This is a genomic window from Streptomyces sp. NBC_00045, from assembly GCF_045041095.1.
Lineage (GTDB): Bacteria > Actinomycetota > Actinomycetes > Streptomycetales > Streptomycetaceae > Streptomyces.
Genome location: NZ_CP108271.1, coordinates 683,960 through 710,046, shown reverse-complemented (window position 1 = coordinate 710,046; position 26,087 = coordinate 683,960). Strand labels below are relative to the sequence as shown.

General features: G+C 71.8%; 24 protein-coding genes. 10 read left to right on the top strand and 14 right to left on the bottom strand.

Annotated features, from left to right (window positions below):
• Positions 1-2 precede the first annotated feature (2 nt).
• Positions 3-239: a hypothetical protein gene (locus OHA65_RS03545; RefSeq protein WP_405761138.1), complete on the bottom strand. Its 237-nt coding sequence runs from the start codon at positions 237-239 to the stop codon at positions 3-5.
• 311 nt (positions 240-550) lie between these two features.
• On the opposite strand from OHA65_RS03545, the gene OHA65_RS03540 reads away from it, so the two are divergent.
• Positions 551-1,252, top strand: a complete 702-nt coding sequence (locus tag OHA65_RS03540; RefSeq protein ID WP_405761135.1) for a hypothetical protein — start codon at positions 551-553, stop codon at positions 1,250-1,252.
• Between the two features lie 65 nt (positions 1,253-1,317).
• Here the strand turns inward: OHA65_RS03540 and helR are convergent, their stop codons facing one another.
• The 7 genes from helR to OHA65_RS03505 all read right to left on the bottom strand — a co-directional run bounded on the left by helR (position 1,318) and on the right by OHA65_RS03505 (position 12,238).
• Positions 1,318-3,501, bottom strand: a complete 2,184-nt coding sequence (gene helR / locus OHA65_RS03535; protein ID WP_327281593.1) for an RNA polymerase recycling motor ATPase HelR — start codon at positions 3,499-3,501, stop codon at positions 1,318-1,320.
• A gap of 232 nt (positions 3,502-3,733) precedes the next feature.
• A complete protein-coding gene (locus tag OHA65_RS03530; RefSeq protein WP_405761133.1) occupies positions 3,734-4,945 on the bottom strand; it encodes a serine hydrolase domain-containing protein in 1,212 nt (403 codons plus the stop codon).
• Between the two features lie 528 nt (positions 4,946-5,473).
• Positions 5,474-6,337 carry a carbohydrate ABC transporter permease gene (locus OHA65_RS03525; protein ID WP_327281590.1) on the bottom strand — a complete coding sequence of 288 codons (864 nt, stop codon included), beginning with the start codon at positions 6,335-6,337 and terminating at the stop codon, positions 5,474-5,476.
• The gene (locus OHA65_RS03520; protein WP_327281589.1) at positions 6,334-7,647 is read right to left on the bottom strand and encodes an ABC transporter permease subunit; all 1,314 of its coding nucleotides are present in this window, start codon (positions 7,645-7,647) and stop codon (positions 6,334-6,336) included. The genes OHA65_RS03525 and OHA65_RS03520 overlap by 4 nt, the downstream gene beginning before the upstream one ends.
• Positions 7,648-7,658: 11 nt before the next feature.
• Positions 7,659-8,990, bottom strand: a complete 1,332-nt coding sequence (locus OHA65_RS03515) for an ABC transporter substrate-binding protein (RefSeq protein ID WP_327281588.1) — start codon at positions 8,988-8,990, stop codon at positions 7,659-7,661.
• Between the two features lie 71 nt (positions 8,991-9,061).
• Positions 9,062-10,744 (bottom strand): glycoside hydrolase family 13 protein, encoded by a 1,683-nt coding sequence (locus OHA65_RS03510; protein WP_327281587.1) that lies wholly within the window; start codon positions 10,742-10,744, stop codon positions 9,062-9,064.
• 219 nt (positions 10,745-10,963) lie between these two features.
• A complete protein-coding gene (locus OHA65_RS03505) occupies positions 10,964-12,238 on the bottom strand; it encodes an ABC transporter substrate-binding protein (protein WP_327281586.1) in 1,275 nt (424 codons plus the stop codon).
• Positions 12,239-12,433: 195 nt separating this feature from the next.
• Between OHA65_RS03505 and OHA65_RS03500 the strand changes: the two genes are divergently transcribed.
• The 3 genes from OHA65_RS03500 to OHA65_RS03490 are packed head-to-tail and all read left to right on the top strand — an operon-like array spanning position 12,434 to position 16,055.
• A complete protein-coding gene (locus tag OHA65_RS03500; RefSeq protein ID WP_030869259.1) occupies positions 12,434-12,940 on the top strand; it encodes a PadR family transcriptional regulator in 507 nt (168 codons plus the stop codon).
• Positions 12,937-13,716 (top strand): ABC transporter ATP-binding protein, encoded by a 780-nt coding sequence (locus OHA65_RS03495; RefSeq protein ID WP_327281585.1) that lies wholly within the window; start codon positions 12,937-12,939, stop codon positions 13,714-13,716. Before OHA65_RS03500 ends, OHA65_RS03495 begins: the two co-directional genes overlap by 4 nt.
• 2 nt (positions 13,717-13,718) lie before the next feature.
• Positions 13,719-16,055, top strand: coding sequence for an FtsX-like permease family protein (locus OHA65_RS03490; protein ID WP_327281584.1), 2,337 nt, complete (start codon positions 13,719-13,721; stop codon positions 16,053-16,055).
• Positions 16,056-16,189: 134 nt separating this feature from the next.
• Here OHA65_RS03490 and OHA65_RS03485 read toward each other — a convergent pair whose 3' ends face one another.
• The 5 genes from OHA65_RS03485 to OHA65_RS03465 all read right to left on the bottom strand — a co-directional run bounded on the left by OHA65_RS03485 (position 16,190) and on the right by OHA65_RS03465 (position 21,472).
• On the bottom strand, positions 16,190-16,420 hold the full coding sequence (locus OHA65_RS03485; RefSeq protein ID WP_405761129.1) for a hypothetical protein: 231 nt from the start codon (positions 16,418-16,420) through the stop codon (positions 16,190-16,192).
• Between the two features lie 17 nt (positions 16,421-16,437).
• Positions 16,438-17,742 (bottom strand): ferredoxin reductase family protein, encoded by a 1,305-nt coding sequence (locus OHA65_RS03480; protein ID WP_327281582.1) that lies wholly within the window; start codon positions 17,740-17,742, stop codon positions 16,438-16,440.
• 259 nt (positions 17,743-18,001) lie between these two features.
• On the bottom strand, positions 18,002-19,222 hold the full coding sequence (locus tag OHA65_RS03475) for a hypothetical protein (RefSeq protein WP_405761126.1): 1,221 nt from the start codon (positions 19,220-19,222) through the stop codon (positions 18,002-18,004).
• A 129-nt stretch (positions 19,223-19,351) separates the two neighbouring features.
• Complete coding sequence (locus OHA65_RS03470) at positions 19,352-20,716, bottom strand: pyridoxal phosphate-dependent decarboxylase family protein (RefSeq protein WP_405761123.1); 1,365 nt, start codon at positions 20,714-20,716, stop codon at positions 19,352-19,354.
• A 69-nt stretch (positions 20,717-20,785) separates the two neighbouring features.
• Positions 20,786-21,472 (bottom strand): hypothetical protein, encoded by a 687-nt coding sequence (locus tag OHA65_RS03465; protein WP_327281579.1) that lies wholly within the window; start codon positions 21,470-21,472, stop codon positions 20,786-20,788.
• Here OHA65_RS03465 and OHA65_RS03460 point away from each other — a divergent pair.
• The 6 genes from OHA65_RS03460 (at position 21,471) to OHA65_RS03435 (ending at position 24,682) form a co-directional block, all read left to right on the top strand.
• On the top strand, positions 21,471-21,707 hold the full coding sequence (locus OHA65_RS03460; RefSeq protein ID WP_327281578.1) for a hypothetical protein: 237 nt from the start codon (positions 21,471-21,473) through the stop codon (positions 21,705-21,707). The genes OHA65_RS03465 and OHA65_RS03460 overlap by 2 nt on opposite strands.
• Before the next feature lie 79 nt (positions 21,708-21,786).
• Positions 21,787-22,701, top strand: a complete 915-nt coding sequence (locus OHA65_RS03455; protein ID WP_328761488.1) for a Rieske (2Fe-2S) protein — start codon at positions 21,787-21,789, stop codon at positions 22,699-22,701.
• A gap of 40 nt (positions 22,702-22,741) precedes the next feature.
• The gene (locus OHA65_RS03450; RefSeq protein ID WP_327281576.1) at positions 22,742-23,440 is read left to right on the top strand and encodes a ribonuclease H; all 699 of its coding nucleotides are present in this window, start codon (positions 22,742-22,744) and stop codon (positions 23,438-23,440) included.
• A 240-nt stretch (positions 23,441-23,680) separates the two neighbouring features.
• Positions 23,681-24,049, top strand: a complete 369-nt coding sequence (locus tag OHA65_RS03445) for a PRC-barrel domain-containing protein (RefSeq protein WP_327281575.1) — start codon at positions 23,681-23,683, stop codon at positions 24,047-24,049.
• Positions 24,050-24,104: 55 nt separating this feature from the next.
• Positions 24,105-24,311, top strand: coding sequence for a hypothetical protein (locus OHA65_RS03440; RefSeq protein WP_405754451.1), 207 nt, complete (start codon positions 24,105-24,107; stop codon positions 24,309-24,311).
• Between the two features lie 104 nt (positions 24,312-24,415).
• Entirely contained in the window at positions 24,416-24,682 is a 267-nt protein-coding gene (locus OHA65_RS03435) for a DUF4235 domain-containing protein (protein WP_327281573.1), read from the top strand.
• Between the two features lie 31 nt (positions 24,683-24,713).
• Here the strand turns inward: OHA65_RS03435 and OHA65_RS03430 are convergent, their stop codons facing one another.
• Positions 24,714-25,898 (bottom strand): zinc-dependent alcohol dehydrogenase, encoded by a 1,185-nt coding sequence (locus tag OHA65_RS03430; protein ID WP_327281572.1) that lies wholly within the window; start codon positions 25,896-25,898, stop codon positions 24,714-24,716.
• Positions 25,899-26,087 lie beyond the last annotated feature (189 nt).

The window sequence follows — 26,087 nt, the reverse complement described above, 5'->3', positions numbered from 1 at the left end:
GACTACACGGTCACCGTGACCGCCACGGACAGCGTCAGCAAGGTCCGGGCCGTGAACGAGCTCACGTTCTCGACGGCCGGTTCGTTCTTCGTTCCGCACGCTCCCACCCGGCTCCTCGACACCCGGGCCGGGACGGGCGCGACGAAGGCCAAGGTCGGCGCGTACTCCTCGGTGTGGGTGAAGATCGCGGGCAAGGGGAAGGTCCCGGCCGGGGTCGCCGCGGTCGTCCTCAACGTCACGGTCACCAACGCGACCGCCGCGGGCCACGTCTCCGCCTACCCGGCGGGCAGCAAGCGGCCCGAGTCCTCGAACATGAACTACGTCGCCGGACAGACCGTCCCGAACCAGGTGATCGTGCCGGTCAGCAAGGACGGGTACGTCGAGCTGTACAACGGCGGCTGGAACGCGGTCGACCTGATCGCGGACGTGACCGGCTATTTCGACCGCTCCGCGAACGACGGCTACACCTCGCTGAACCGGTCCGTTTCGTCGACACCCGCGAGGGTCTTGGCGCGGCGCGCGGCCAGGTTGCCGGCAGGGCACGTTCGGTGTGCAGATCACGGGCAAGAGCGGGATCCCCGCCGGGGTGAGCGCCGTCGCGCTGAACGTGACCGTCACCAACCCGCGGGAAGCCGGTCACCTGACGGTCTTCCCGAGCGGGCAGGCGGCGCCCACCACGTCCAATCTGAACTTCACGGCCGGTCAGACCGTCGCGAACTCCGTCATAGTGCCCGTCGGCGCCGACGGCCGGATCAACGTCCGCAACGGTGCATGGGCCGGGACCGACGTCATCGTCGACGTCGTCGGCTATTACGGCGCCGGCAGCAAGGCGGCCTTCACCAGCACGACGCCCGGCCTCCCGGAGGGCGGCCCCTGGCGGCTCCTGGACTCGCGCCGCTGGAGCGGCTGGCCGTGCCTCGCCGGCGGCTACATGCCCATGGACATGGACTCCGGCAACCGCGGTGGCCTTCCCGTCGAGGCCTACGTACTGAACGTCACCGTCACCAGCACCTCCGGTCCCGGCTTCCTCTCGGTGGCGCCGGACCCGTACGCGATGGACGCCTACCGCAACGGGCGTCCGACCCCGCCGCCGCGTCCGGTGTCCTCGGCGCTGAACTGGACTGCGGGCAAGGACGTCCCGAACCTGGTCCAGGCGAAGCCGGGCCCGCACGAGGTCATCGACCTCTGGAACCAGAGCAGCCGGGAAGCCCACTACATCGTCGACTGGTTCGGCCAGTACGACGCCTACTGATCCACCTCGGGCAAGCGGAAACCAGGGGCGAGCGCACCGCCCACGCCCACGCCCCCGCCCCGAGGTCAGGAGCTCGTGAGGATGACGAGTTGCCGGGTCGCCCGGGTCATCGCGACATAGCGGTCGACCGCCCCTTCGATGCCTTCGCCGAACCCGTCCGGGTCGATGAGGACGACCAGGTCGAACTCAAGTCCCTTCGACAGGCCCGGGGTCAGCGACCGCACCCGGGACGACTGCCGGAACGTACCGGCCCCGCGGTCGGCACTGCCGATGACACAGGCGGTCCCCTCGTCGTGCGCAGCGAGCCAGGCGTCGAGGACCGCGTCCAGGTCCGCAACGGATCCGTGCACGACGGGGACGCCGCTGCTGCGGACGGAACTCGGCACGTTGGCGTCGGGGAGCGCGGTCCGGATGACCGGCTCGGCCTCCGCCATGACCTCCTCCGGCGTCCGGTAGTTGATGCCCAGGGAGGCCACCGTGATCCGGTCGAGCCCGATCCGCTCCAGCCGCTCCGGCCACGACTCCGTGAATCCGCTCCTGGCTTGCGCGCGGTCCCCGACGATGGTGAAGCTGCGGGACGGGCAGCGCAGCAGCAGCATCTGCCACTCCGCGTCGGTCAGTTCCTGGGCCTCGTCCACGACGACGTGCGCGAACGGTCCGGCGAGCCGGTCCGGGTCCGCGCCGGGCAGGGCGGCCTCGTCGATCAGGCTGCTCTGGAGGTCCTTCCCGCGCAGCATCGTCACGGCACCCTCACCGTCGTCATCGGCGGCGAGGATGTCGTCGATGACGCCGGCCATGCGCTCGCGTTCGGCGGCGAGGGCCGCTTCGTGCCGGCGCTTGCGGCGGGCCGCCTGCGGATCCCCGAGCCGCTGCCGCGCGGCGTCCAGCAGGGGCAGGTCGGACACCGTCCAGGCCTGGGCCTGCTCGCGCTGCAACTTCCGTACCTCGTCCCGGCTCAGCCAGGGAGCGCACATCCGCAGATAGGCCGGGACGGTCCACAGGTCTGCGACGAGGTCGGCCGCGTCGAGCAGCGGCCACGCGCCGTACAGGGCCGCCGTCAGCTCCCCGTCCGCCAGCACCGACCGGCGGAACAGCGCGGGCGAAACGCCGTGGTCCTCGTCGTGGTCGCCCTCGCCGTCGTGCTTGTCCCACAGGATCGTGAGCAGCTCTTCCAGGACCAGCTCGCGCGCCTCGTTGTGCGCAGTGCCGGCCGCCGCCCGGAACGCCTCGGCCCAGTCGTCGGCGCTGAGCCGGACGTCGGACCAAGGGGTCGAGACCGTCAACCCCCCGGCGGGCGGCTCCTCGTAGATCCTGACGGCCTTCTCGATCGCCTTCACCATGTCCGCGGACGACTTCAGGAGGGCCACGTCCGGGTCGGTCTCGGCCGGCGCCCCGGCGCCTTCGGCGACGAGGTCCCGCACGGTGCAGGTCTGCACGCCCTCCTCCCCGAGGCTGGGCAGGACGTCGGATACGTAGGCCAGGTAGGGCTGGTGCGGGCCGACGAACAGCACGCCGCCGCGACGGTGGCCGAGGCGGGGGTCGGAGTAGAGGAGGTGCGCGGAGCGGTGCAGGGCGACGACGGTCTTTCCCGTACCCGGACCGCCGTCGACGACGAGGGCGCCGCGGGAACCCGCCCGGATGATGGCGTCCTGGTCGGCCTGGATGGTGCCGAGGACGTCACGCATCCGGGGCGACCGGTTGCCGCCCAGACTCGCGATGAAGGCGGACTGGTCGTCGAGCGCGGCGTGGCCCTCGAACCCGTCGGCCGTGAACACTTCGTCCCAGTAGTCGTTGATCCGGCCGCGCGTCCAGCGGTACCTGCGGCGGCTCGCCAGACCCATCGGGTTGGCGTGGGTCGCGGCGAAGAACGGCTCGGCGGCGGGGGAGCGCCAGTCGATGAGCAGCCGGCGGCCCTCGGCGTCGGTGAGACCCAGCCGCCCGATGTACACGGGCTCGGGGTCGTCGGCGCCCACGATGCGTCCGAGGCACAGGTCCAGGCCGAAGCGGCGCAGGGCGCGCAGGCGAGCGGTCACCCGATGGATCTCTGCGTCACGGTCCATCGCCTCCCGCCCCAGGCCGCCGGGCGCCCTGCGCAAGTCGTCGAGACGGCCGCCCAGTTCGGCGATCGTCTGTTCCAGGCTCTCCGCGAGCGCCGCGAAGTGCCGCTCGTCGTCGGCGATCAGCGCAGGATCGGCCTTGGCAGAGAGGTGCCCGAGAAGGTCGAAGGCGTTGATGGTCTTCGTGCGCACGTGGTTGGTCTCCCGTTTCCGCAGCTTGTGGCTTCGAGGAGCGATTCTGCGGCAGCACGGGGGCCTTGCCGCAAGGCCCCCTGTGCGTTATAACTTGAGAGTGGAAAGGAGTGGGTACTCCTCCTTCCGATGATCGTCCGCTCCCGTTCGGACAACCTTTCCCCCTTGCGCACGACGAGCGCACGCCCGCGCTCACGCCCGCGCTCCTCCATCCGCCGCGACCCCGGTCGACTCAGGGCACCAGGGGCTTGTCGCCGGGGTAGACGTGGTTCGGGCTCACGATGCTCGTGACCGCCCGGCCCAAGAGGGTGCTGGGCTCCTGGCCCTTGTACTGGGAATCGGTGTTGAGCAGGATCACCATGGTCGCCCGGGCCTGCGGCAGGTACACGGGCAGGACCTCGTAACCGGGGATCGAGCCGTTGTGGCCGATCCAGCCCTGGACGTTGAAGATGCCGAGCCCGTAACCGTCGCCCTGGAGGTTCATCGGGGTGGTCTCCAGGCGCTCGGCCTGGGTCGCGGGCGTCAGCAGCTTGCCGGTCGCGAGGGTGTGCGCCCAGCTGCGCAGGTCCTGCAGGTCGGAGACCATTTCTCCGGCGGCCCAGGCCCAGGAGGGGTTCCAGGCGGTCGAGTTCTCGGTCTTGCCCGAGGCCGTCTGGTTCGTGTAGCCCTGGGCGTAGGGTCGGGGCATGGCCGCGCTCGTGGGGAAGACCGTGTGGTGCAGCCCGGCCGGTCCCAGGACGTCCTTGGTGATGACGTCGTGCAAGGGGCGTCCGGTGACCTTCTCGATGACCAGACCGAGCAGGATCAAGTTGGTGTTGGAGTAATCGAACTCCGCGCCCGGCTGGAACTGCACGGGGTGCTTGAAGGAGTAGTCCAACAACTGCCGCGGCGTCATGGGCCGTTCCGGATCGGCCTGGAGCTTCTTGATGAAGTCCTCGTCCAGGCTGTAGTTGAAGAGCCCGCTGCGCATGCCCGCCAGTTCGCGCAGGGTGATGCGGTCACCGTTCGGCACACCCGTGACGTACTTGCCGATCGGGTCGTCCAGAGCGACCTTGCTCCGGTCGACCAGTTGGAGGAGCGCGGTGACCGTGAACGTCTTGGTCTCGCTGCCGATGCGTACGTGGAGCGGGGTCGTCATGGGTGCGCCGGTCGCCTTGTCCGCCACACCGAACGTCTTGACGTAGCTCCCCTTGCCGGGGGCCCACAGCCCCACGGTCACACCCGGTACCTGCGTCTTGCGCATGACCTGGCGCACGGCCGCGTCCAGCTGCGCCGCGACCGCCGGTGTGAGCTGCACGAAGTCGGGAGCGGGGGAAGGGGAGGAGGGGGAAGGGGAAGGGGCGGCAGCCGCGTACGCGGACGCGGTGAGCGCCGGGGCGAGCAGGACGCCTGCCGCGGCAGCAGCCGCGCAGGCCCGGCGCAGCCGGAGGTGGGTTGGCTTCACGGCATGCTCTCCTGCCGTCCGAGGACCCGGGCAACGAATCAAGCCTAGGCCCGCACCACCGGGGCCGCGAGATGGGCCGTTCGTGCAGGTGGCGTGCCTGTGCACCCGGCCACAGGTCCCGAAGCCGGGTGCGCAGGTACGGCTGCCGATGCGGAGGCCGTCGGAGCAGGGGCGGGCCGCGCGGCGGCGGTGGACGTGGTTGCGGTCGCGAGGCCCCCTGCGGTCAGCAGGACTGTCGACAGGGCGCCGGCGGCGACGACGCGAGCGATCCGGACGATGCGGCGGGGTGTGGCCATGAGGTCGGACTCCCGTCTGGAACGGATGCCCCCACGCGCTCCCCCACGCGGCTCGAACCGCTCCGCTGCTAGCGGCGCGGTTCCCGCACGGGCGACTTGATCAAGAGAAAGCCCTGCTCGGGCGGGGTTTCGGAGGTCCGCCCGCGTCCTGCCGTTCGTGGGGGACCGACGTGCGCCGTACGGGGTTCCGGGCGGCCCGGCCAACCGCGGGGCCGCCCGGCGGCGGGGCCGGTCACTTCACCGATCCCGCCATCACCCCTTGGACGAAGTGCCGCTGGAAGGCGAAGAAGACGACGAGCGGGACCACGAGGGACAGGAAGGCGCCCGGAGCGAGGACGCCGATGTTGCTTCCGAACTGCCGCATCTGGGACTGCAGCGCGACCGTGAGCGGCTGGGACCCGCTGTCCGCGAACAGCAGCGCCACGAGCATGTCGTTCCAGACCCAGAGGAACTGGAAGATGGCCAGACTCGCGATGGCCGGCCGGCCGAGCGGCAGCACGAGCCGGAAGAAGATCCGCCACTCGCTCCCGCCGTCCATCCGGGCGGCTTCCAGCATTTCGCGCGGGATCTCGGCGAAGTAGTTGCGCAGCAGGAACACCGCGAACGGCAGCCCGTAAGCGACGTGGAAGAGGACGACCCCGGCGATCGTGCCGAACAGCCCCACCGCGCCGAAGAGTTTGGCCACGGGCAGCAGCCCGATCTGTACGGGCACCACCAACAGTCCGACGACCACCAGGAAGATGCCGTCGCGACCGGGGAAGTCCAGCCAGGCGAAGGCGTATCCGGCGAGTGCCGCGATGCCGACGACCAAGACCGTGGTGGGAACCGAGATCAGGACGGTGTTCCCGAAGGCCTGCGCGATGCCCGAGTCCTTCAGCAGGGCGCCGTAGTTGTCCAGGGACAGCTGCGACGGATCGGTCAGCGCGGTCCACCAGCCGTCTGCGGCGTTGTCCCGCTCGGAGCGCATCGAGGAGAGGAACAGGCCCGCCAGCGGGGTGATCCATACGAGGGCGACCAGGATCAGCAGGCCCTGGACGACCGAACTACCCAACAGGCGGGACGCCCGGCGTCGTTCGACGGTGCCGTGGTTGCTCATGCTCCGCTCCTTCGGAAGCGCCGGATGTTGAAGGCCATCGCCGGGACGACCAGGAGGAGGAGCACCACGCTCAGCGCGCTGCCGAGCCCCTGGTCGTTGCCGCCGCCGAAGGAGACGAGCCACATCCGGGTGGCCAGGACGTTCGCTTCTTCCTGGACCGGGCCCGGCGCGATGATGTAGACGAGGTCGAAGACCTTCATCACGTTGATCAGGAGGGTCACGAACACCACCGTGAGGACCGGTGCGAGCAGCGGGACGGTGATCCTGCGGAAGATCTGTCCCTCGCTGGCGCCGTCCATCCGCGCGGCCTCCAGGGCGTCGCGCGGGATCGCCGCGAGTCCGGCGCCGATCAGAACCATCGCGAAGCCGGTCCACACCCATAGGTAGGCGCCGATGATGGCGGGCGTCACCAGCGCCGGGCCGAGCCAGTTCACGCCCTGGTAGGGGGCCGCGAAGTTGGCCGCGGGCAGCCGTACGGTGTACTCGCCCCCGGCCAGCCCGGTGAAACGGAACGACCCGTCTTCGGAGGCGGTCGCGGTCGCGGCCACCCGGCCGTCCCGTACCGCCTCCACCGCCATGCCGGGCAGGCCCTTCTCGCCCGGGTCGACCCTGCCCGGTGTGCCGGCGCCGCCGGGGGCGAAGTCGAGGTACACGACGCCCCCGATCCCGTCCGCGTCGGGGGGCGCGGGGGCGGCGGCCTTGGCGCCGCCGGGCAGCGCGTCGGGTGCCACCCCGACGAACCCGAGGGTGACCGAGCCGCCCGTCCGTACGGTCTTCTCGGTGCTGTACGGGCCGCCCGCCCGGCCGGTCAGGCCCTGGCCCTCCCGGATACGGGCGGTCGGATAGGCGGCGGTGTCGTCGAAGGCGTCGTGGACGCCGACGGCGACCGCGTTGAGCACGCCCCGGTTCGGGTCCTGTTCGTAGGCGAGGCGGAAGACGATGCCCGCGGCGAGGAACGACACGGCCATCGGCAGGAAGAGCACCAGCTTGAACGCGGTCGCCCAGCGCACCTTCTCGGTGAGCACGGCCAGCATCAGCCCGAGCCCGGTCAGGAGGAGCGGGGCGACGACGACCCAGATGGTGCTGTTGCGGATCGCCTTGAGGGTGGCCGGGTCGTGGACGATCGCGGCGTAGTTGCCGACGCCGACGAACCGGTCGCCGTCGGCGTCGAAGAGGCTGCGACCGACGGAGAAGACGACCGGGTAGACGACCAGCGCTCCGAGCAGCAGCAGGGCGGGAAGTACGAAGACGATCGCGAGGCGGCGTTTCCTCCGTTGGGCCAGACGCCGCGGGTTCAAGGTGTCAGCCATGGCGGGCCGCCTCAGTTCCCGTACGCCTTGGCGGCCTCGGCTTCGAGTTTCGCGGCCGTGCCCTGGGCGTCCGACGGGTCGCGCAGGAAGTCCTGCAGGAGCTTCCACTCGCCCGCGCCCTTCGTGCCGCCGAACGCGGCCGGAGCCTGGTCCGACATGTCGAAGCGGACCGAATCGGCCGCCGCGACCAGTGACTTGGCGGTGCTGCGCGTGGTGTCGTCGCCGTACGCGGCGAGGTTGACCTTGGTGTTCGGGGACAGGAAGCCGCCCGCGCCGGCCCAGACCTCGGCGGCTTCGGGTCCGGCCAGGAATTCGAGCAGTTTCATGCCGGCCTTGCCGTTCTTGCCGGACTTGAGGACGACGGCCGCGTCACCGCCGCTGACGACCGGTGCCGTACCGCCGTCGACCGCGGGGAACGGGAAGAACTTGGCGTCCTCCCCGAGCTTCTTGCCGAACTGGTCCTTGGCGACGCCGCCCACGAAGTCGCCCTCGTAGACCATGCCCGCCTTGGGCTCGGGGCCGAAGACCTGCTCGACCGAGGAGGGGAAGTCGGTGCCGAGGGCGCCCTGGGCGCCGCCGGCCACGAGCTGCTTGTCCTTGAACAGTTCGCCGAGCGTGGTCAGCGCCTTGACGACGCTGTCGTCGGTCCACTTGAGCTTGTGCTGGGCGAGCTGGTCGTACTTCTGCGGTCCGGCCTGCGAGAGGTAGATGTTCTCGAACCAGTCGGTGAGGGTCCAGCCGTCCTCGCCGGCTATGGCGAAGGCAGGGCGGCCGGAGTCGGCGAGGGTGCGGCCCGCCTTCAGCAGGTCGGCGTAGCTCTTGGGCTCGGTGATGCCGGCCTGGGTGAAGGCCTGGGGGGCGTACCAGACCGTCGACTTGTGGGCGGCCTTGAAGTACAGGCCGTAGTACGTGCCGTCGACGCTGCCGTAGTCCTTCCACACCGGGGCGAGGGAGGAGCCGGCCGTCTTGGCGGCCTCGTCGGACAGCGGCTGGAGCCAGCCCTCCTTGGCGAACTGCCGGAGCACGCCGACCTGGGGGACCATCACCACGTCGGGTGCGTTGCCGCCCTCGATCTTGCTGCCGACGAAGGTGGAGACGTTGTCGCCGGAGGGGACGAAGACCGTCTTGGCACCGGTCTTCGTCGTGAAGGCGTCCAGGACCTTCTTGAAGTTCTTCTGCTCGCTGCCGGTCCAGACACCGGCCACGGTGACGGTCTGGCCGCTCAGTTCGCCGCCGCTCGCGGGACCGGTGGTGCCGCCGCAGGCAGTGGCGCCGAGGGCGAGGGCGAGGGCCGCCGATGCGGTGGCCGCGGTGCGCCGGGTCGTCTTGCCGGATCGTCGCATGATGAGGTCCTTTTCGGATCGGGGGAGGGAGGGGGACTGCGGGGCCGGTCCGGCCCGTCGGGGGCCGCGGCTCACGGCGTCGGGCACTCGGCCGTCCACCAGGCGGCGGTCGCCGGGGGGAGCACCCCGTCGGGACAGGGGCCGCTGGCGAGCAGCGGGGTTCCGGCGACGGGGGCCGGCACCGGCTCCGTGCCGAAGTTGACCGCGCAGACCAGGCCGTCGCCGCGGGCGATCGCGAGCACCCGTGCGGGTGCGTCCAGCCAGCGCAGGGTGCCCTCGCCGAGCTGCGGCAGGCTGCGCCGCAGCTGGAGGCCTTCGCGGTACAGGTGCCAGAAGGAACGGGTGTCGGCCAGGGCCCGGTCGGTGGAGTGCTCGGCGAACCATTCGGGCTGCGGCAGCCACGGCCTCGCGTCGGGCACGCCCTGGCTGAAGCCGAACGGGGAGGCGTGCCCCGACCAGGGCAGCGGCACGCGGCAGCCGTCCCGGACGTGCTTGCGGCTGCCGGTGCGGTGGAAGATCGGATCGGTGAGGACCTCGTCCGGCAGGTCGAGGACCTCGGGAAGTCCGAGCTCCTCGCCCTGGTAGACGTAGGCCGCGCCGGGCAGTGCGAGCATCAGCAGAGCGGCGGCGCGGGCGCGGGCGGCTCCCAGGCCGCTGCCTTCCACCCCGGGCTCGCCCGCGTAGCGGGTGACCGTACGGACCTGGTCGTGGTTGTTGAGCACCCAGGTGACGGTGGAGCCGGTGCCGGCGATGTCGCGTACCGCCTCGGTGATCGTCGCGCGGAAGGCGTCGGCGTCCCAGGGTGCGCTGAGGAGGTCGAAGAAGAAGGCCTGGTGCAGTTCGTCGGGGCGGACGTACTCGGCGTGTTCGCGTGCGGTCGGCACGGAGACCTCGCCGACCAGCAGCCGCTCCCGGCCGTCCCCGGCGGCGTACTCCTCGCACACCGCGCGCCAGCGGCGCCACACACCGTGCACCTCGGGCCGGTTCCAGGCCAGCTGGTTGACGGCGTCGCGGGCGCGCTCGTCGGCTCCGGGGTCGTCCGAGTCCGGCAGTTCGGGGTGCTTGAACAGTCCGGCGGCGACATCGATGCGGAAGCCGTCGACACCGCGGTCCAGCCAGAAGCGCAGCACCTGCTCGAAGTCGTCGCCGACGGCCGGGTCACGCCAGTTCAGGTCGGGCTGCTCGGGTGTGAACAGGTGCAGGTACCACTCGCCGGGGGTGCCGTCGGGCTCCTGGACGCGGCTCCAGGCGGGACCGCCGAACATCGCGCGCCAGTTGTTGGGCGGCTCGGCCCCGGACGGGCCGCAGCCGGGGGCGAAGTGGAAACGGGAGCGCTGCGCGCTGCCCGGCGCCGCGGCGAGCGCGGCGCGGAACCACGGGTGCTCGCTCGAACAGTGGTTGGGGACGATGTCGAGCAGCAGCTTGAGCCCGAGGCGGTGGGCATCGGCCACGAGCCGGTCGAACTCGGCGAGGTCGCCGTAGACGGGGTCGACACCGCAGTAGTCGGCGACGTCGTAGCCGTGGTCGTGCTGCGGCGACGGATAGAACGGGCTGAGCCAGATGCCGTCGACGCCGAGCTTGCGCAGGTAGGGGAGTCCGGCCCGGACGCCGGCCAGGTCGCCGATGCCGTCCCCGGTGCTGTCGAGGAAGCTGCGGACGTAGACCTGGTAGATCACCGCGTCGCGCCACCAGGGGGCCGCTGCGGTGGTGGTACGTGAGGGGTGGCCGATGTCGGCCGGAAGGGTGCTGAGCATCTCGCGTCGACCTGTTCTGCTGAATGCGAGAGCGCCCCAGAGCGGGTGCGCTGTTATGCATGCATGTTAAGTAGCAGCGACTAGAAGGTGTCAACGATGTGTCCAGAAACAGTGAAAAGCTGGGGTGGTTTGTACCTAAACGTGCGCATGCATGACTAAGGGCCTCTACTTAACATGTAAGTAGAGGCCCTTGAGGAGAGCGGAAAGAGGAGGGGTCGGTCAGCCCTTGCGGGAGAGTGGCCCGAGCTCGCGCGCGAGCCGCGCCGCGGCCTGCTCCGGCGTCTGGCGCAGCGCCATCACGTCCTGCGCCACGGCCTGCACGGCGAGGCTCACCTGGTCGTAACGCGGACTCTTGGGGCGCGGCACCGCCGACAGCACGCTCTGGCGGAGCGTGGGCAGGTACGGGTACGCGCGGATCAGCTCGGGGTCCTCGTACAGCGCGGCACGCACCGGGGGCAGCGAGCCCTTCGTCAGCACCTGCCGCTGGACCCGTTCACTGGTGAGGTAGGAGATCAGATCGGCCGCCGACGCGGGATGGCGCGCATGGCTGCTCACGGCGAGGTTGGAGCCCCCCAGCACACTGGTGCCGGGCCCGTCGGGTCCGGGTAGCGGCACGGCGCCGAACCTGCCCGCCACCTTCGACCCGCTCGCCCCGGCGTCCGCGTACACGTACGGCCAGTTCCGCAGGAAGAGCAGCCGGCCGTCCTGGAAGGCCCGCCGCGACTCCTCCTCCTTGTAGCCGAGCGCGTCACGGGAGATCCAGCCGTCCCGTACGCCGTCCGCGAGGAACCGCAGTCCGGTGCGCGCCGCGGCGGAGTCCACCGTCACCCTGGCGCCGTCGTCGCGCAGGATCGAACCGCCTGCCGACTGCACGGCCTCGGTGACGTTGACGGTGAGACCCTCGTACGGAAGGAACTGGCCCGCGTACCCGTCCAGTCCGTACTTCGGGGCGATGGTGCGTGCCATGCGGGCCAGCTCGGCCCAAGTGCGCGGCGGCCGTTCGCCCTCCAGGTCCAGGACGTCCTTGCGGTAGTAGAGCAGTCCCGCGTTGGTGACGTACGGGACCGCGTACAGACGGCCGTCGAACGTCGCGGTCTCCACGACCGGACGCAGGAAGGCGTCCAGCGGGAAGCGGCCGCGGTCGAGCGGGGAGATCCAGCCGGCCGCCGCGAACTCGGACGTCCAGGCGACGTCGATGTTCAGTACGTCGAACCGGTCGCGGCCCGAACGCAGTTCGCTGATCATCTGTGCGCGGGTCTCGTCGGCCGAGTCGGGCAGCTCGACGAGCGTGACGCGCTCGTCAGGGTGGGCGTCGTTCCAGTCGTCGAGGAGCGGCGGGAGGTAGTCGGTCAGATCGCCCGCCGTCACGAGCGTCAGGGGACCTCGGCTCGCGGAGGCCGCGCCCGCGTCGGAGCGGACGCCGAAGCCGGCGTATCCCGCCAGCACCACCGCCACGACCAGGAAAGCTCTACCCGCGGCACGAGTCCACCGCATAGATTCCTCCCAGCGCACCACTCGGTGCACGATCCGGTCAGTGCACGATCCGGCTGCGCCGCCGACCACCTGGCCTATATATACCCGTTAGGCATGGGCGATACTAGACGTCCAGGCAGACGGGCCGGACGGCGGCGCTTCTCGGTCCACGGCCGAGTGAACCGTTGACTACGGAGCGGGAAGGAGGGGGAGCGAGTGCGGCTGGCGCTCCTTGCGCTCCTCACCCGTAGCCCTGCGCACGGTTACGAGCTGAAGCAGGACCTTGAGAAGCTCCTGGGCGCCGCGTACCCTCAGCCCAACGTCGGCCAGATCTACGTCACCCTCGGCCGGCTGGAGAAGAGCGGCCTCATCGAAGGCGAGGACGTCGAGCAGTCGGGCCGGCCCAACAAGCGCACCTACAGGCTGACGGACGCCGGGCGCGAGGCCGTGCTGGCCTGGTTCGAGGAAACCGCCGAGGAACCCCGTGTACGGGACGAGTTCTTCATGAAGCTGGCACTCGCCCCGCAGTCGGGCCTGGCCGACCCGATCGCCCTGATCAACAAGCAGCGGCGGCAGTACCTCAACACCATGCGGGACCTGTCCAAGCTGGCCGCGGCCGAGGACCGCGACAACAAGATCTCCCAACTGCTGATCGAGGGCGCCATGCTGCACCTGCAGGCCGACCTCGACTGGTTGGAACGCTGTCAGGAGGAGCTGGAATGAGCGACGACGCCACCTCGGCTCCTGCCGCGCCCATCGTGCGGGCCGAAGGCCTGACCAAGACGCACCACGGCGAAGGCGTGCCGGTGCACGCCGTGCGCGGCGTGGACCTGTCCGTCCAGCCGGGCGAGTTCGTCGCGGTCACCGGACCGTCGGGAGCGGGCAAGTCCACGCTGCTGCACTTGATCGGCGGACTCCAGCGGCCCGACAGCGGGAAACTGTGGCTCGGCGGGGAGCGCGTCGACGAGTACCGCGAGGCCCGCTGGGCGGTCCTCAGGCGCCGCAGCATCGGCGTCGTCTTCCAGTTCTTCAACCTGGTCTCCAACCTCACCGTCGCCGACAACGTCGAACTGCCCGCCCTGCTCGCCGGCGCCTCCCCGAAAGCCGCCCGCGCCTCCCGCGCCGAACTGCTCGCCGAACTCGGCCTCGAAGGCCGCGAGCGGTCGATGCCCGGGGAGCTGTCCGGCGGCGAACAGCAGCGCGTCGCGCTGGCCCGCGCACTCGTCAACCACCCCACGCTGCTGCTCGCCGACGAACCGGCCGGCAGCCTCGACAGCAAGGGCACCCGCGAGGTACTGCGACTGCTCTCCCGGTTCCACCAGCGCGGCCAGACGATCATGATGGTCACCCATGACGCCCGGATGGCCAGTGCCGCCGACCGGGTCATCAGCTTCTTCGACGGGCGCATAGCCGACGACGCACACCTGGACGGCGGGCGCCGCGGGCCGGTCCGCGGGGTCTCCGGCGTACTGGACCTGGAACTGGAACCGAAGAAGTGACCGTGCGGGCGACTCTGCGCTGGGCACACGCCGACTTCCGCGCACACCGGGGCGAAGCCCTCTTCGTCGTACTGGCCAGCGCCGGGATCATCGCCTCGCTCCTGCTGGCCGGCGCACTGTTCGGCTACGCCGCCAACCCTTGGCAGCGGATCTTCAACCAGTCCCGCGGCGCGCACATCTGGCTGCACACCCGCGCCGGGGCGGACACCAACGCCCTGGCCGGCCTGGACGGGGTCGCGGCCCTCTCCGGCCCCTACCGCACGACGGCGACGACCGTCGAGTCGCACGGCGCGCGCGCCGCGGTCACGCTGCGCGGGGCCGCGGTGACGCCCCCGGAGACCGGACGGCCGCTGGTGACCGCCGGGAGCTGGCTCACCCGGCCGGACGCCGGCACCCGTACCGGCGCGGACGCCGGCGCCGTCGTACTGGAAGCATCGGTCGCGCGGGCGCTGTGGGCCGAGCCGGGCGACACCGTGGGCGTCACCGGACCGGACGGCGCCCCCCACGCACTGCGGGTGAGCGGCATCGCCGAAGCGGCCGAACCCCGCTACCACCCGGGTGGCGGGCCCGGCATCGGCTGGGTGCTCGCCGGCACCCTCGACGAGATCGCCCACGCAGACACCGGGCAGAGCGTCGGCCTGCGGCTGGAGGATCCCGACGACACCGACTTCATCGTCCAGCGCGCCGTGACCGTGCTCGGCGCCGACCGCGTGGCCCAGGTCACCAAGTGGCAGCAGGCACGCGCCGAGGCGGGTGGCGACGACCGGCTCCTCGGGCAGGTGTTCGCCGTCTTCGGCCTCGGGGCGCTGCTCGCTGCCGCGCTCGCCGCCGCCGGAGCCATCGGCGCCCGGGTCCGCGGCCAGCTGCGCGACATCGCGATCCTCAAGGCCGTCGGCTTCACCCCCGGCCAGGTGACCCGCGGACTGCTCGTACAGCACCTCGCCTTCGCACTCTTCGGCGTGACCCTCGGAACGACGGCGATCGCCCTGCTCGGCGCCCGCATACCCGGCCGGATCGGCGAGGCGGCAGCGGTGTGGCCCGACCTGCCCGGCCACACCGCGCTCATGATCGGCGTCCCCTGCGGCGCGGTCCTGCTGATCGCGGCCGCCACCGGGCTGTCGGCCTGGCGGGCCGGACGGGTGCCGCCGGTGCCGGTGGCCCGAGCGGCGCTGCCGTCCGCGGCGCCGATGACCGCACTCGGCAGGCGGGCCCTGGGCCTGCGGGTGCCGCCCGCGCTGGTGCTGGGATGGCGGGCGGCGTTCCCGCGCCGCGGCCGCACGCTCGTACCGGTGGCACGGCTCGCCCTGCCGCTGGTGCTGATCACCGTCGCGCTCGTCACGTGGTCGACGCTGGACCAGTTCCGCAGCCGGCCCGCACAGATGGGGCTGCCCGCGGCACTGACCGTACGCGCCGAGCAACCTGCGGGAGCCTCCGACGCGGAACTGGAGAAGACCCTCGCGGCCGTCCCGGACGTCGCCGCCGTCCACCCCGGCGCGGAGGTGGCGGCGCTCGTACCGGGTCAGACCGGCACCATCACGCTCCGCGGGCTGGGCACGGCCCGGCATCCGTACCCCTCCAAGGTGGTGGAGGGCCGCGCGGTCGAAGGCCCGGACGAAGCAGTGGCCGGGCAGGGTCTGCTCGATCTCCTCGGAGTGCGCGTCGGCGCATGGGTGCGGATGACCGTCGAAGGACGGCCGCAGATCCTGCACCTCGTCGGCCGCACCATCGAACCCGAATCGGGGGGCCGGGTGATCACCACGACCATCGACGCACTGCGCGAGCGCGACCCGGGGCTGCGGCCCGATTTCCACGCCCTGGTACTGCGCGAGGGAGCGGATCCCCGGGCGGTGAGCGCCGCGCTCGCCACGGCGCCGGGCGCACCGCTGGAGGTCCGGGAGACCCCGAACCCGGCCGACCGGCTGGAGCCGGCGCGCGCAGTGATCGCCGCCCTGATCGCGGTGCTGGCGCTGATCGGACTGACGGAACTGTTGACGCTGATCAGCACGGGCGTACGCGACCGGGGCCGGGACCTGCTCGCACTGAAGGCGATCGGGCTGACACCCCGGCAGATCGGCTCGATGATCGTGACGGCCGCCGCGCTGACCGCGCTGGCAGCCGCCGTGGTGGGGACGGTATTGGGGGCGCTCTCCGGCAGCTGGCTGGTGGACGCCCAGGGTGCGTCGAGCGGGATCGGCGCGGGCATCGCCCGACTTCCCTCGGCGCCCGTCCTGCTGACGGTCGTCACCGCGGCGGTGCTCGGAGCGGTGGTGGCGGCGCTGGTGCCGGCGACCCGGACCGCCCGGCGCCGGCTGGCGGACTCGCTGAGCGAAACGCTCTGACCGGTCCCCGCGCGAACTGCCGGCCGTACGGGGTCGCGGGGCGGCGTCCGGGTACCCGCGGACAGCGCCTCCCTGAGCGGCAACGGCACTGCGGTGCCGCCGGGCCGGCGGGCCGGCGGCCGACATCGCCTCGCTCAGCGCGCGGGCTGCGCGCTCGGTGTGGTGTCCGGGGCCGGTGCGGCCGGGTCCACCGTCATCGTGACGAGCGTTGCGGTCAGTGCGCTGGCCAGGGCGAGCCCGGCGACGAGCCGGAGGGACGGTGAGGACTTCCGGTGCCGGGCGCTCGCCCGGCGGGCCCGTGCCTGCGGCTCGGGAGCCGGCGCGGGGAGACGTACGGGCTCACGGGGTGCGGAGTACTGGTTCATCGGGGGATTCGGCGTCCTCAGTAGGTGAAGCACTCTGAGTGGATGCGTGCGGCCGGGACGCCCGCCCTGAGCAGCGACGCGGTCGTCGCGTCCGCCATGCCCGGCGGCCCGCAGAGGTAGACGTCACGGTCGGACAGGTCGGGTACGAGCGCACGCAGGGCCTGGGGCGCGAGCGGATCGTACGCGGCGTCGGAACGGCCCACCAGGTAGTGCAGTGCGGCCTGGCGGGACGCCGCGATGGCTTCCAGCTCGTCGCGCAGGACCAGTTGGTCGGCGTCGCCCGCGCGGTAGAGCAGGGTGAGGTCTCCGGGGCTCGCGGGCAGGGACTCGAAGAGGGCGCGCATCGGCGTGATGCCGATGCCGCCGGCGATCAGCAGGACCTTGGGGCGGGTGCGGCGCCGCTCGGTGAGTGCGCCGAACGGGCCGGTGGCCAGGACCCTCGTGCCGGGCCGCAGCCCGCGGACCCGCCGGGAGTGCCCGCCGAGCGCCTTCACGGTGATGCGGAGGCGGTCGTCACGGGCGGGCGCGGAGAGCGAGAACGGCAGGGCGGTGTGCCACAGGCCGCCCCGCAGGAACCGCCAGCGGAAGAACTGGCCGGGCTCCGCCCGCAACTCGCGGAGCCTGTCGCCTTCGATGGTGACGGACACCACGCCGGGGCCTTCGTTTTCGACGGTGGCGACGCGCAGCCCGTGCCGCAGGGCCTGGCGGGCCGGGACGATCCCGCGGTACCAGGCGAGCAGAACGCCTACGACGGTGTGCAGCAGGGCCCAGAACCAGGCGGTGAACGTGGTGACGGCGACGTCGGGGCCGGCCAGCTGGTGGACGAAGCCCAGCGCTGCGGCGAGGTAGGTCAGCAGGTGGATGCCGCGCCACGCCTCGTGCGGGACCCGGCGGCGTACGGTCCGGGCGGAGAACAGGCCCACACCCGCCAGCAGGGCGGCGCCCGCGAACGCGGCGATGAGGGCCGGGTAGCGGAACATGGCCCCGGTGGCGGTCACCAGGTCGGTCCCGGTGCGCAGGGCGTACACGACGAGGGCGAACAGTCCGTGGCCGCCGCACAGGACCAGCACCCAGCGGCCGCCGAAGGCGTGCCAGCGGGCGAGGCGGTCAGCGCCGACGCCGTGCTCGACGGCCGGTACGCGTGCCATCAGGAACAGCATGACGAGGATGCCGTAACCGGCGAGGAGTCCGGTGAGGTGTGCGGCGGCGCCGATGAGCTCGTCGGGCCGGGCTGAGGGGTGCACCTGGGCGGCCCACAGCACGGTGACGACGACCGCACCGGCGGCCAGCCCGGCGCGCAGCCGCTCGGACGCGGTCTTCATCTGCGCCGCCCCGGGCCGGGAGCGCATGGCGGAGTGGGCGGGAGGGTCATGCCAGGTCCGTTTCGCTCGATGCTGCAAGGGCGTAGCACCGGCAACTATGGGCAAACCTGATGGGGTCGAGCAATGGCGATGCACACAGGATGAGGTCCGTCACGCGGAAGGATTTGCCCTATATCTGCGGATATGTAAGACATATGCACCCGAATGAGAGGGGGTGCTGGTGCCCCGCGACCGCAGGCTTGGGGAACTCTTTGCGCTTTTACACCAGCACCCCAGCGAAGAACATCGACGCCAGGAGGGCGTACTGGGCCGAGCAGAGCAGAAGGAGTGGTACCTGAACCCATCGGGACACGTGCTTGACCAGGACGAGGCCGACGAACATCTGCGCATGGTTGCGGTACCAGGACATTTCCGCGCCTGCGAGGAACGGCAGCAGGAAGATCGCCACCGTCAAGATCAGAGCGGCCCACTCCTCGGTTTCGAGCCGGCGGTGCCAAAGGAGCCGAACCGCGGCGGTGGCCACGACGAGCAGGATGAAGGCGACGTTGAGCCAGAGCTGGGTCCTGTGCGCGGTGAGGGCGTGCTCGACCAGCCACGGCAGGTGCCCTTCGGGCGCGTACCAGTCCTTGAAGGGGAAATCGTAGGCCTTCCGCATTTCGGCGAAGGGCTGACGCAGGCCGCCCTGCTGGTAACTGGACGCCTGGATGATCTCGTACGCGTTCCAGCGGCCCGTCGCCTGCCACATCAGCCATTTCGCCCAGAGCACGCCGCAGGCGGCGAGAGCCGACGAGCACCCGGCCTTGGCGAACCGGACCGGCCAGGAGTCTGCCCGCCACGCGAAGAACGCGCTGAGCAGCAGCATGGCGACGGCCGCCGCGCCGACGAGGTGACAGGCGGTCGCCGCGAAGCCACCGGCGGCGGCAAGGCCCCAGGAACCGCGCTTGACCCCGACGACACAGACGAGCAACGCCAGCGTGCCGGTGGCGATCGGGAACATCGCGTGGAAGTAGACACCGCCCGGGAACACCGCGCCGATGGCGAGCGTGAGCCCGGTGGCCCAGGTGAGCCGGGCGCCGAGGAGCCACCACAGCACCGCGAACATGCCCAACAGGGACGCTTCGGCGATGACGACGGCCGCTGTCTCATAGGAAAGGCCGGTGGCGGACAGCGCGCGGATTCCCATGGGGTATCCGGGGAACCAAGCGACGTTTCCGCACACGACATCGGGAAAGTCCGGGTGGCGCTCCCGGCACCGGAACATTTCGTAGCCGGTCTTGGCGATGGACAGATAGTGCTCGGAATCCCAGCGCCGACGGCTCTCCGGGGACCAGTAGTCCACCGTGGACCCGTCGCCGGCGACGGACGCCGCTGCGACCAGCCAGGTGATCAGGTTCGAGATCAGCCACGCGGCGAGCGGGGGCAGCAGGTCATGGCGCCGGTCGCGGCGGGACGGCCCGGCGGCTTCCGACGTGGAGATCATCTCGATCAGTCTGGCGAAGCCGCCGGGGAGCCGCGCCCGGACGCCCCGACCGGCGCACCCGGGGTCCCCCGTGTGGCCCGCCAGGCCCGGCGACCGGCCGTGCCCCGCCACGCCCGACGATCGGAGTTCTCAGCCCGCGCAGGCGCGACGGATCGCGGTGAGGGCGCGCGTCACGTCCTCTTCCGTCGTCGACCAGTTGCTCACGGAGATCCGCATGACGCGACGGCCGCGCCAGGTCGAGCCGCTGATCCACGCCGTACCGTCGGCGAGCAGCCGGGCGAGTACCCGTTCCGTGCGTTCGTCGCTGCCGAACTCGGCGCACACCTGAGTGAACACCACGTCGTTGAGGACCCTCGCGCCGTCGATCCCGGCGATGCCCGTGGCGAAGGCGCAGGCGTGCCCGCAGAGCCGCTCGACGAGGTCGGCCACGCCCGTCCGGCCGAGGGACCTGAGTGCGGCCCACACGGTGAAGGCCCTGCCGCGCCGGGACAGTTCAGGGACCTTGTCGATCGGGTCGCCGTGTTCGTCGTGGATGAGGTAGTCACCGCGCAGACCCATGGCGGCCCGGAGCGCGGACGGGTCGCGCACGATGGCGAGCCCGCAGTCGTAGGGGACGTTCAGGGTCTTGTGGGCATCCGTCGCCCACGAGTCGGCTTCCGCGCAGCCCGCCGTCAGGTGCGCGTACCGCGTCGAGGTGGCCGCCCACAGCCCGAAGGCGCCGTCGACGTGCACCCATGCGTCCGACGCCCGCGCCGCACGGATCGTCTCCACGAAGGGGTCGAACGCGCCGGAGTGGATGTCCCCCGCCTGGAGGACCACCATGGTCGGGCTCCGTCCGCCGGCCGCCAGGGCGCTCCGCAGCGCCTCCGGCACCATACGGCCCTGGCCGTCCGCCGCCACCGGCTCCGGGCTGCCCAGCCCGAGATAGCGCAGCGCCAGGTCAACGGCCATGTGCCGGTCCGCGCCGACGAGGACGCGGACCGCGGGCCCACCTGCGAGTCCCTCGCGTGCGACGTCCCGGCCCGCGCGACGCAACACGGCGTCGCGCCCGGCGGCGAGACAGGTGAAGTTCGCCATCGTGGCACCGGTGGTGAAGCCGACGGCGCTGGCGGGCGGAAGGCCGAGCAGGTCGAGCAGCCACACGCCGGCCACGTCCTCCGCCGCCGCGTACGCGGGCGACGCGGCGCGCATCACACAGTTCTGGTCCCACGCGCTGACCAGCCAGTCCGCGGCCAGCGCGGCCGGTTCGGTGCCGCCGACCACGAATCCGTAGAAGCGGCCGCTGGGAAACGCGGTCAGCCCCGGCTCACAGGCCGTGGCCAGCAGGTCGACGACGTCGGACGGCGGACTGGGACCGTCGGGCAGCTCGGCACCCAGCGCGTCCGCGATCTCGTCGACCGAAGCGCGGGCGGGAACCGGACGGTCGTCCAGGCTCGCCAGCCACCGGGCGGCATGGCCGTACGCCCGTCGGAGCGCCTCTTCACGCGCGTCCATACCTCGGACTATGGGACCGGCGCCGCCGTTGCGCAATCGGCGCAGCGGGCGGTCCGGGGCGGGCCGCCGTCACAGCGCCTCGTGGGCTGCCCTGTCCATGAAGGTCTGCAGCGCAGCCAGCTGCCGCTCCACCGCCTCCGTGAACTCGACGCCGGTCTTCTTCACGTCGACGCCCTCCGGGCCCCGTGCGAGCCTGTCCGTCGCCATCTCTCCCACGCGGGTAGAGAGGGCGCCGATCCTCTCCAGGTCCCGCCTGCCCTCGTCCGTCGTCACGAGCCGGACCGTCGTGTAGGCCCGAGCGAGATCCGTGTTGGCCGGTGCGTACGAGTCCTCGAACCGGCGCTGCCTGTCCTGCGCGCTCGTGGCCGGGTCGAGGCTCACCCTCAGCAGCTGGGTGGCCTGCTGTACGTACCGGTTCGTACTCGCCGCGAGTTCGACGTATGCCGCCCGCCGGATGTCCGCCCGCCGCGCATCGGCCTCGCTGCGGTGCGTGTCCTTGGCCTCGAAATAGGCGAGCGTGCTCCCCGTGAGACCCGCCAGTGCGCCGATCAGCGCCCCCGCGAGCGCCGCGGAGGCGGCTCCCCGCTGCTTCGGCCGGCTATTGGCCCCGTCGCCCGCTTCGTCCGTCTTCTGCGCCATGACGTACCCGTACCGCGGCAGGGAGGGCCCGGCACCTGCGACCACCTGTTGGCACGAACGCGGCGCGGGCGTGTCGCCGCGCCCCTTGACGGTCCCGGCGTGGAACCGTCTGCCCATGACCGAAGGTTCGACACCTCACATCTCCGCGGCGCGGATCACCGTACTGGGCGTGCAGCCCGGCAACCCTGCTTTTCGCATCGTGGAGCTCGACGGAGAGTTCGTCGGCAGGGCGTCGTCGATGACGGACGTGCTGCTGATCGCCGCAGAGGCCGGGATCCCGATCCACGACCTCGACGACCTGGACGTCGTACGGTGGGTCGGCGGCGGCAAGTTCACCTGGACGCCGCACTAGACGGCGCGCCGGGGGCGGCGCCGGTGCGACACCCGGCGTCGTGACACATGCGCCGGGTGGCCACGGGTAGGCGCGGGCCATGGACACGCAGCGCATGGATCCGGAACTCCGCGGCGGCGGCCCGGGGCCGCTGCTGGCGGCCGTCGAGCGGCTGGAACGGACGACGCAGCTGGACGCTCTGATCGGCGTGGTCCGCAGGGCCGTACGGGCCGTGCCCCTGGGGCCGGCACGCGACGTACTGCACGGCCGGCCCCTCGGCCACCCGGCCCACCCCCTGCTCGTGCAGGTACCCCTCGGGGCCTGGCTTTCGGCCGCGGCCCTGGACCTGTGGCCCGGCCAGCAGCGCGCCGCCCGCATCCTGGTCGGCACCGGACTGGCCGCGGCCGGACCGGCCGCGGTGACGGGATGGACCGACTGGGCCGAGCTGCCGCCCGAACAGGCCCGGACCGGGATCGTGCACGCCGTCGCCAACACCACCGGGGTCCTGCTGTACGCGGGCTCGTTCCTCGCACGGACGCGCGGCCGCGTCCGCGCCGGCAAGGCACTGGGTTGGGCCGGGCTCGCCGCCGTCGGCGCGGGCGGTGCGCTGGGCGGACACCTGGCCTACCGGCAGGCGGCCGGCGCGAACCATGCCGAGGCCGTGACGCACCTCGTGGGGGAAGGCTGGCACCCCGTCGGACGGCTGTCCGACTTCCCCGTGGACCGGGCCGTACGCGCCGCCGTGGACGGCGTGGACGTGGTCGTCGTACGGGAGAGCGGCGGAGCGGTCCGCGTACTGGCCGAGCGCTGCTCCCACATGGCCGGCCCGCTGTCGGAAGGGGAACTCACGGACGGCTGCGTCCGCTGCCCCTGGCACGGCAGCCTGTTCCGCCTCTCCGACGGCTGGAACGTCGAGGGACCGGCGACCGCCCCCCAGCCTGCGTTCGACACGCGCACCACCGCCGACGGAAGCGTCGAAGCCCGGCTGCGCCGCGTCCACGATCGACGCTCGTAGCCGAATTCGCGCAGGGCCGGCCGTGGTGCATGATCGGGGGATGTCTGATCGCATCATTGCCGCCTGCGACGGCGCGGCGAAGGGGAATCCCGGACCGGCAGCCTGGGCGTGGGTCATCGCCGACACACAGGGCCGCCCGGAGCGCTGGGAGGCCGGGCCCCTGGGCCGGGCCACCAACAACGTGGGCGAACTCACGGCCCTGCAGCGGCTGCTGGAGTCCCTGGCGCCCGGAACGGCCGTCGAGGTCCGGATGGACTCCCAGTACGCCATGAAGGCGGTGACCCAGTGGCTGCCGGCCTGGAAGCGCAACGGGTGGAAGACCGCCGCCGGCAAACCCGTCGCAAACCGGGAGCTCGTCGAGCAGATCGACGCGCTGCTGGCCGAGCGGGACGTCGAATTCCGCTACGTTCCGGCCCACCGCGAGGACGGCGACCTCTTGAACGCGATCGCCGACCAGGCCGCGAGTGACGCCGCCACCAGCCAGCAGGCGGCCGGCACGGCCCTCGGTAGCCCCGCGCTCCCCGTACCCGCTCCCGCCCGCGCTTCCGCGCCCCGCACCAAGCCCGCGGCAGGAGCCAAGAAGCCCGCGCGCAGCCGGGGCGGCTCCATCAAGGCGAAGTTCCCCGGTAGCTGCCCCTGCGGAAAGTCGTACGCGGCCGGTGACCAGATCAGCAAGCTCGGCACCCGCTGGGGCCACCCGGGCTGCGCCGGCCCCGTACCGAGCGACGCCCCTGCGTAGAGGGGCTGCGAGGCGCCCGTCGTGCGGTTCCCCGGGCCGCCCGCCGGAGGGTCAGCTTTCGACGCCCGTGGTGGTGTGGGGGCCGCTGTCGCCCGCTCGTCCGGCAGCCCCCGCCAGCCGGGCCGCGGGCGCCCACTCTGCGGATTCACGGAATCCGGATGGTGGGTGTGAGACCGCGGACGAGGGGCAGGCGCGCTGTTACGAGAGTCCGACCCAACCACCACCATGGAGGGCATTTTCATGACGGAGAACGTGTGGGGCTACCGCGAGACCTCGGGCCGTTCGCAGGGCGTCGACCTGACCGGATTCAAGGTCGAGGCCGCCGACGGCGGCATCGGCAAGGTGGACAAGCACTCCGACGAGGTCGGCTCCGCCTACATCGTGGTGGACACCGGTCCGTGGATCTTCGGCAAGGAGGTCCTCCTCCCGGCCGGTACCGTCACGCGCATCGACGTGGACGACGAGAAGATCTACGTCGACCGGACGAAGGAGCAGATCAAGAACGCTCCCGAGTTCCACCGCGACAAGCACCTGCAGGACGAGGGGTACCACGCGGAGATCGGTACGTACTACGGCATCGGCGGGCCCTTCGGCGGCAGCCCCATCTGATCCGGCGCGCGCCGTCGTGGGGACGGCACCGTCCGCGACGCAAGGAGCAAGCACGGTGACTGAGCACGAGGAGCACGACAAGAAGCGCACGCTGACGACCCCGCCCTCGAAGGCGCCGGGGGAGAGCGGCGACCGCGAAGCCCGCAAGGAGGCCGAAGAGGCGGTCATGCCCGGCGGTCACGACCGCGAGGCGGGCGACGCGCTGCCCCCGAGTGCCGAGGCCCAGCGCCGGGCGGGCGAGCGGGACCGCTCCGGGAACTGACCCCCGCGGCGGCAGGCCCTGCAGGCGGCTCCTCGACGCCGAGGCGTCGGGGAGCCGCGTCGCGACGCAGGGCGGACAGGTGCGATGAAGAGCGGAGAGGTGCGATGAAGGCATCGAAAGTCGCCTACAAACCGGTCGGGCTGGCTCTCGGAGCCGCGGCGGGCATGCTGGCCGGAGCGGTCTTCAAAGAGGTGTGGAAACTCGTCGGGCACGAGGACGACGCCCCGAACGCCACGGACGAGGAACGGCACTGGCGCGAGATCCTGATCGCCGCCGCGATCCAGGGCGCGATCTTCGCCCTGATCAAGGCGGCCGTCCAGCGGTCCGGGGCCGTCGCCGTACGGCGCGTGTCAGGCACCTGGCCGGCCTGAACCGCGGGCCGCCCACGATCCCTTCCCGGCCTCAAGGCCGCAGCAGGGCCTTGATCATGCCGTCGTCCTTCGCCTGGAACATGGCGTAAGCCGTGGGCGCGTCCTCCAGCGGCATCGTGTGGGTCGCGAACCCCTCCACGCCCAGCTGGTCGTCCGCCTCCAACAGCGGCAGGATGTCATCGACCCAGGCCCGTACGTTCGCCTGTCCCATCCGCAGCTGGATCTGCTTGTCGAACATCGTCAGCAGCGGCATCGGGTCCGCCGCCCCGCCGTAGACCCCGGACACCGACACGGTTCCGCCGCGCCGCACCACGTCGACGGCGGTGTGCAGCGCTTTCAGCCGGTCGACCCCGGCGCGGTCCATGAGCGCCCGGGCGAGGGCGGCGGGCAGCATCGTCGTGAAGCGCTGCGCCGCCGACGCCAGCGGAGCGCCGTGGGCTTCCATGCCCACCGCGTCGATGACCGAGTCGGTGCCCCTGCCGTCCGTCATGTCGCGGATCGCCGCGACCAGGTCCTTGCCGTACGCCGTGAGGTCCAGCGCGTGCACACCGTACGACCGGGCCCGCGCCAGCCGCGCCGGCACCAGATCGACCCCGACCACCAGCCGGGCGCCGCGGTGCAGCGCGATCCGTGCAGCCATCAGCCCGATCGGCCCGAGGCCGAGGACGGTGACGGATCCGCCGGGCGGGATCGACGCGTACTCGACGGCCTGCCACGCCGTCGGCAGTACGTCGGACAGGTACACGAAGCGCTCGTCCGGCGGCCCCTTCGGGACCTTCACCGGCAAGGTGTCGCCGAACGGCACCCGCAGGTACTCCGCCTGCCCGCCCGGCACCTGCCCGTACAGCTTGGTGTACCCGAAGAGGGCAGCGCCCTTGCCCTGCTCGCGCACCTGGGTGGTCTCGCACTGGGACTGGAGGCCCTGGTCGCACATGAAGCAGTTGCCGCAGGAGATGTTGAACGGGACCACCACCCGGTCCCCGTGCTTGAGCGTGGTGACTTCCGGGCCCGTCTCCTCGACGTACCCCATGGCCTCGTGGCCCAGGACGTCACCGGAGTCGAGGAACGGTCCCATCAAGGTGTAGAGGTGGAGATCGCTTCCGCAGATGCCGGTGGTCGTCACCTTGACGACGATGTCGGTGGCGTCCTGGATCCGGGGATCCGCGACCGTGTCCACCCGTACGTCCCCTCTGCCGTGCCAGGTCAGTGCGCGCATCGCCGTGCCTCCGTCCGGTTCCCGGGTCCTTCTCTGCGCGCCTCCCCAGCTCCGGGCACCGCACACACCGCACGGTCATGTGCCTGGCCCGATCGCGCCGACCAGTAGGGGGGCACCGTCCGGCGCGGCGCTTGACCTCAAGCGTCGTCGAGGTCCTAGCGTGAGGTCTTCTTGATCATCACCTCACGA

Coding starts and splice junctions, on each gene's coding strand:
- OHA65_RS03515 (WP_327281588.1), bottom strand. CDS start 8,990: ATGCGACGATCCGGCAAGACGACCCGGCGCACCGCGGCCACCGCATCG.
- OHA65_RS03480 (WP_327281582.1), bottom strand. CDS start 17,742: ATGAAGACCGCGTCCGAGCGGCTGCGCGCCGGGCTGGCCGCCGGTGCG.
- OHA65_RS03450 (WP_327281576.1), top strand. CDS start 22,742: ATGTCTGATCGCATCATTGCCGCCTGCGACGGCGCGGCGAAGGGGAAT.
- OHA65_RS03505 (WP_327281586.1), bottom strand. CDS start 12,238: ATGCGGTGGACTCGTGCCGCGGGTAGAGCTTTCCTGGTCGTGGCGGTG.
- OHA65_RS03525 (WP_327281590.1), bottom strand. CDS start 6,337: ATGAGCAACCACGGCACCGTCGAACGACGCCGGGCGTCCCGCCTGTTG.
- OHA65_RS03510 (WP_327281587.1), bottom strand. CDS start 10,744: ATGCTCAGCACCCTTCCGGCCGACATCGGCCACCCCTCACGTACCACC.
- OHA65_RS03460 (WP_327281578.1), top strand. CDS start 21,471: ATGACCGAAGGTTCGACACCTCACATCTCCGCGGCGCGGATCACCGTA.
- OHA65_RS03435 (WP_327281573.1), top strand. CDS start 24,416: ATGAAGGCATCGAAAGTCGCCTACAAACCGGTCGGGCTGGCTCTCGGA.
- OHA65_RS03445 (WP_327281575.1), top strand. CDS start 23,681: ATGACGGAGAACGTGTGGGGCTACCGCGAGACCTCGGGCCGTTCGCAG.
- OHA65_RS03475 (WP_405761126.1), bottom strand. CDS start 19,222: ATGATCTCCACGTCGGAAGCCGCCGGGCCGTCCCGCCGCGACCGGCGC.
- OHA65_RS03465 (WP_327281579.1), bottom strand. CDS start 21,472: ATGGGCAGACGGTTCCACGCCGGGACCGTCAAGGGGCGCGGCGACACG.
- OHA65_RS03485 (WP_405761129.1), bottom strand. CDS start 16,420: ATGAACCAGTACTCCGCACCCCGTGAGCCCGTACGTCTCCCCGCGCCG.
- OHA65_RS03430 (WP_327281572.1), bottom strand. CDS start 25,898: ATGCGCGCACTGACCTGGCACGGCAGAGGGGACGTACGGGTGGACACG.
- OHA65_RS03470 (WP_405761123.1), bottom strand. CDS start 20,716: ATGGACGCGCGTGAAGAGGCGCTCCGACGGGCGTACGGCCATGCCGCC.
- OHA65_RS03455 (WP_328761488.1), top strand. CDS start 21,787: ATGGACACGCAGCGCATGGATCCGGAACTCCGCGGCGGCGGCCCGGGG.
- OHA65_RS03520 (WP_327281589.1), bottom strand. CDS start 7,647: ATGGCTGACACCTTGAACCCGCGGCGTCTGGCCCAACGGAGGAAACGC.
- OHA65_RS03495 (WP_327281585.1), top strand. CDS start 12,937: ATGAGCGACGACGCCACCTCGGCTCCTGCCGCGCCCATCGTGCGGGCC.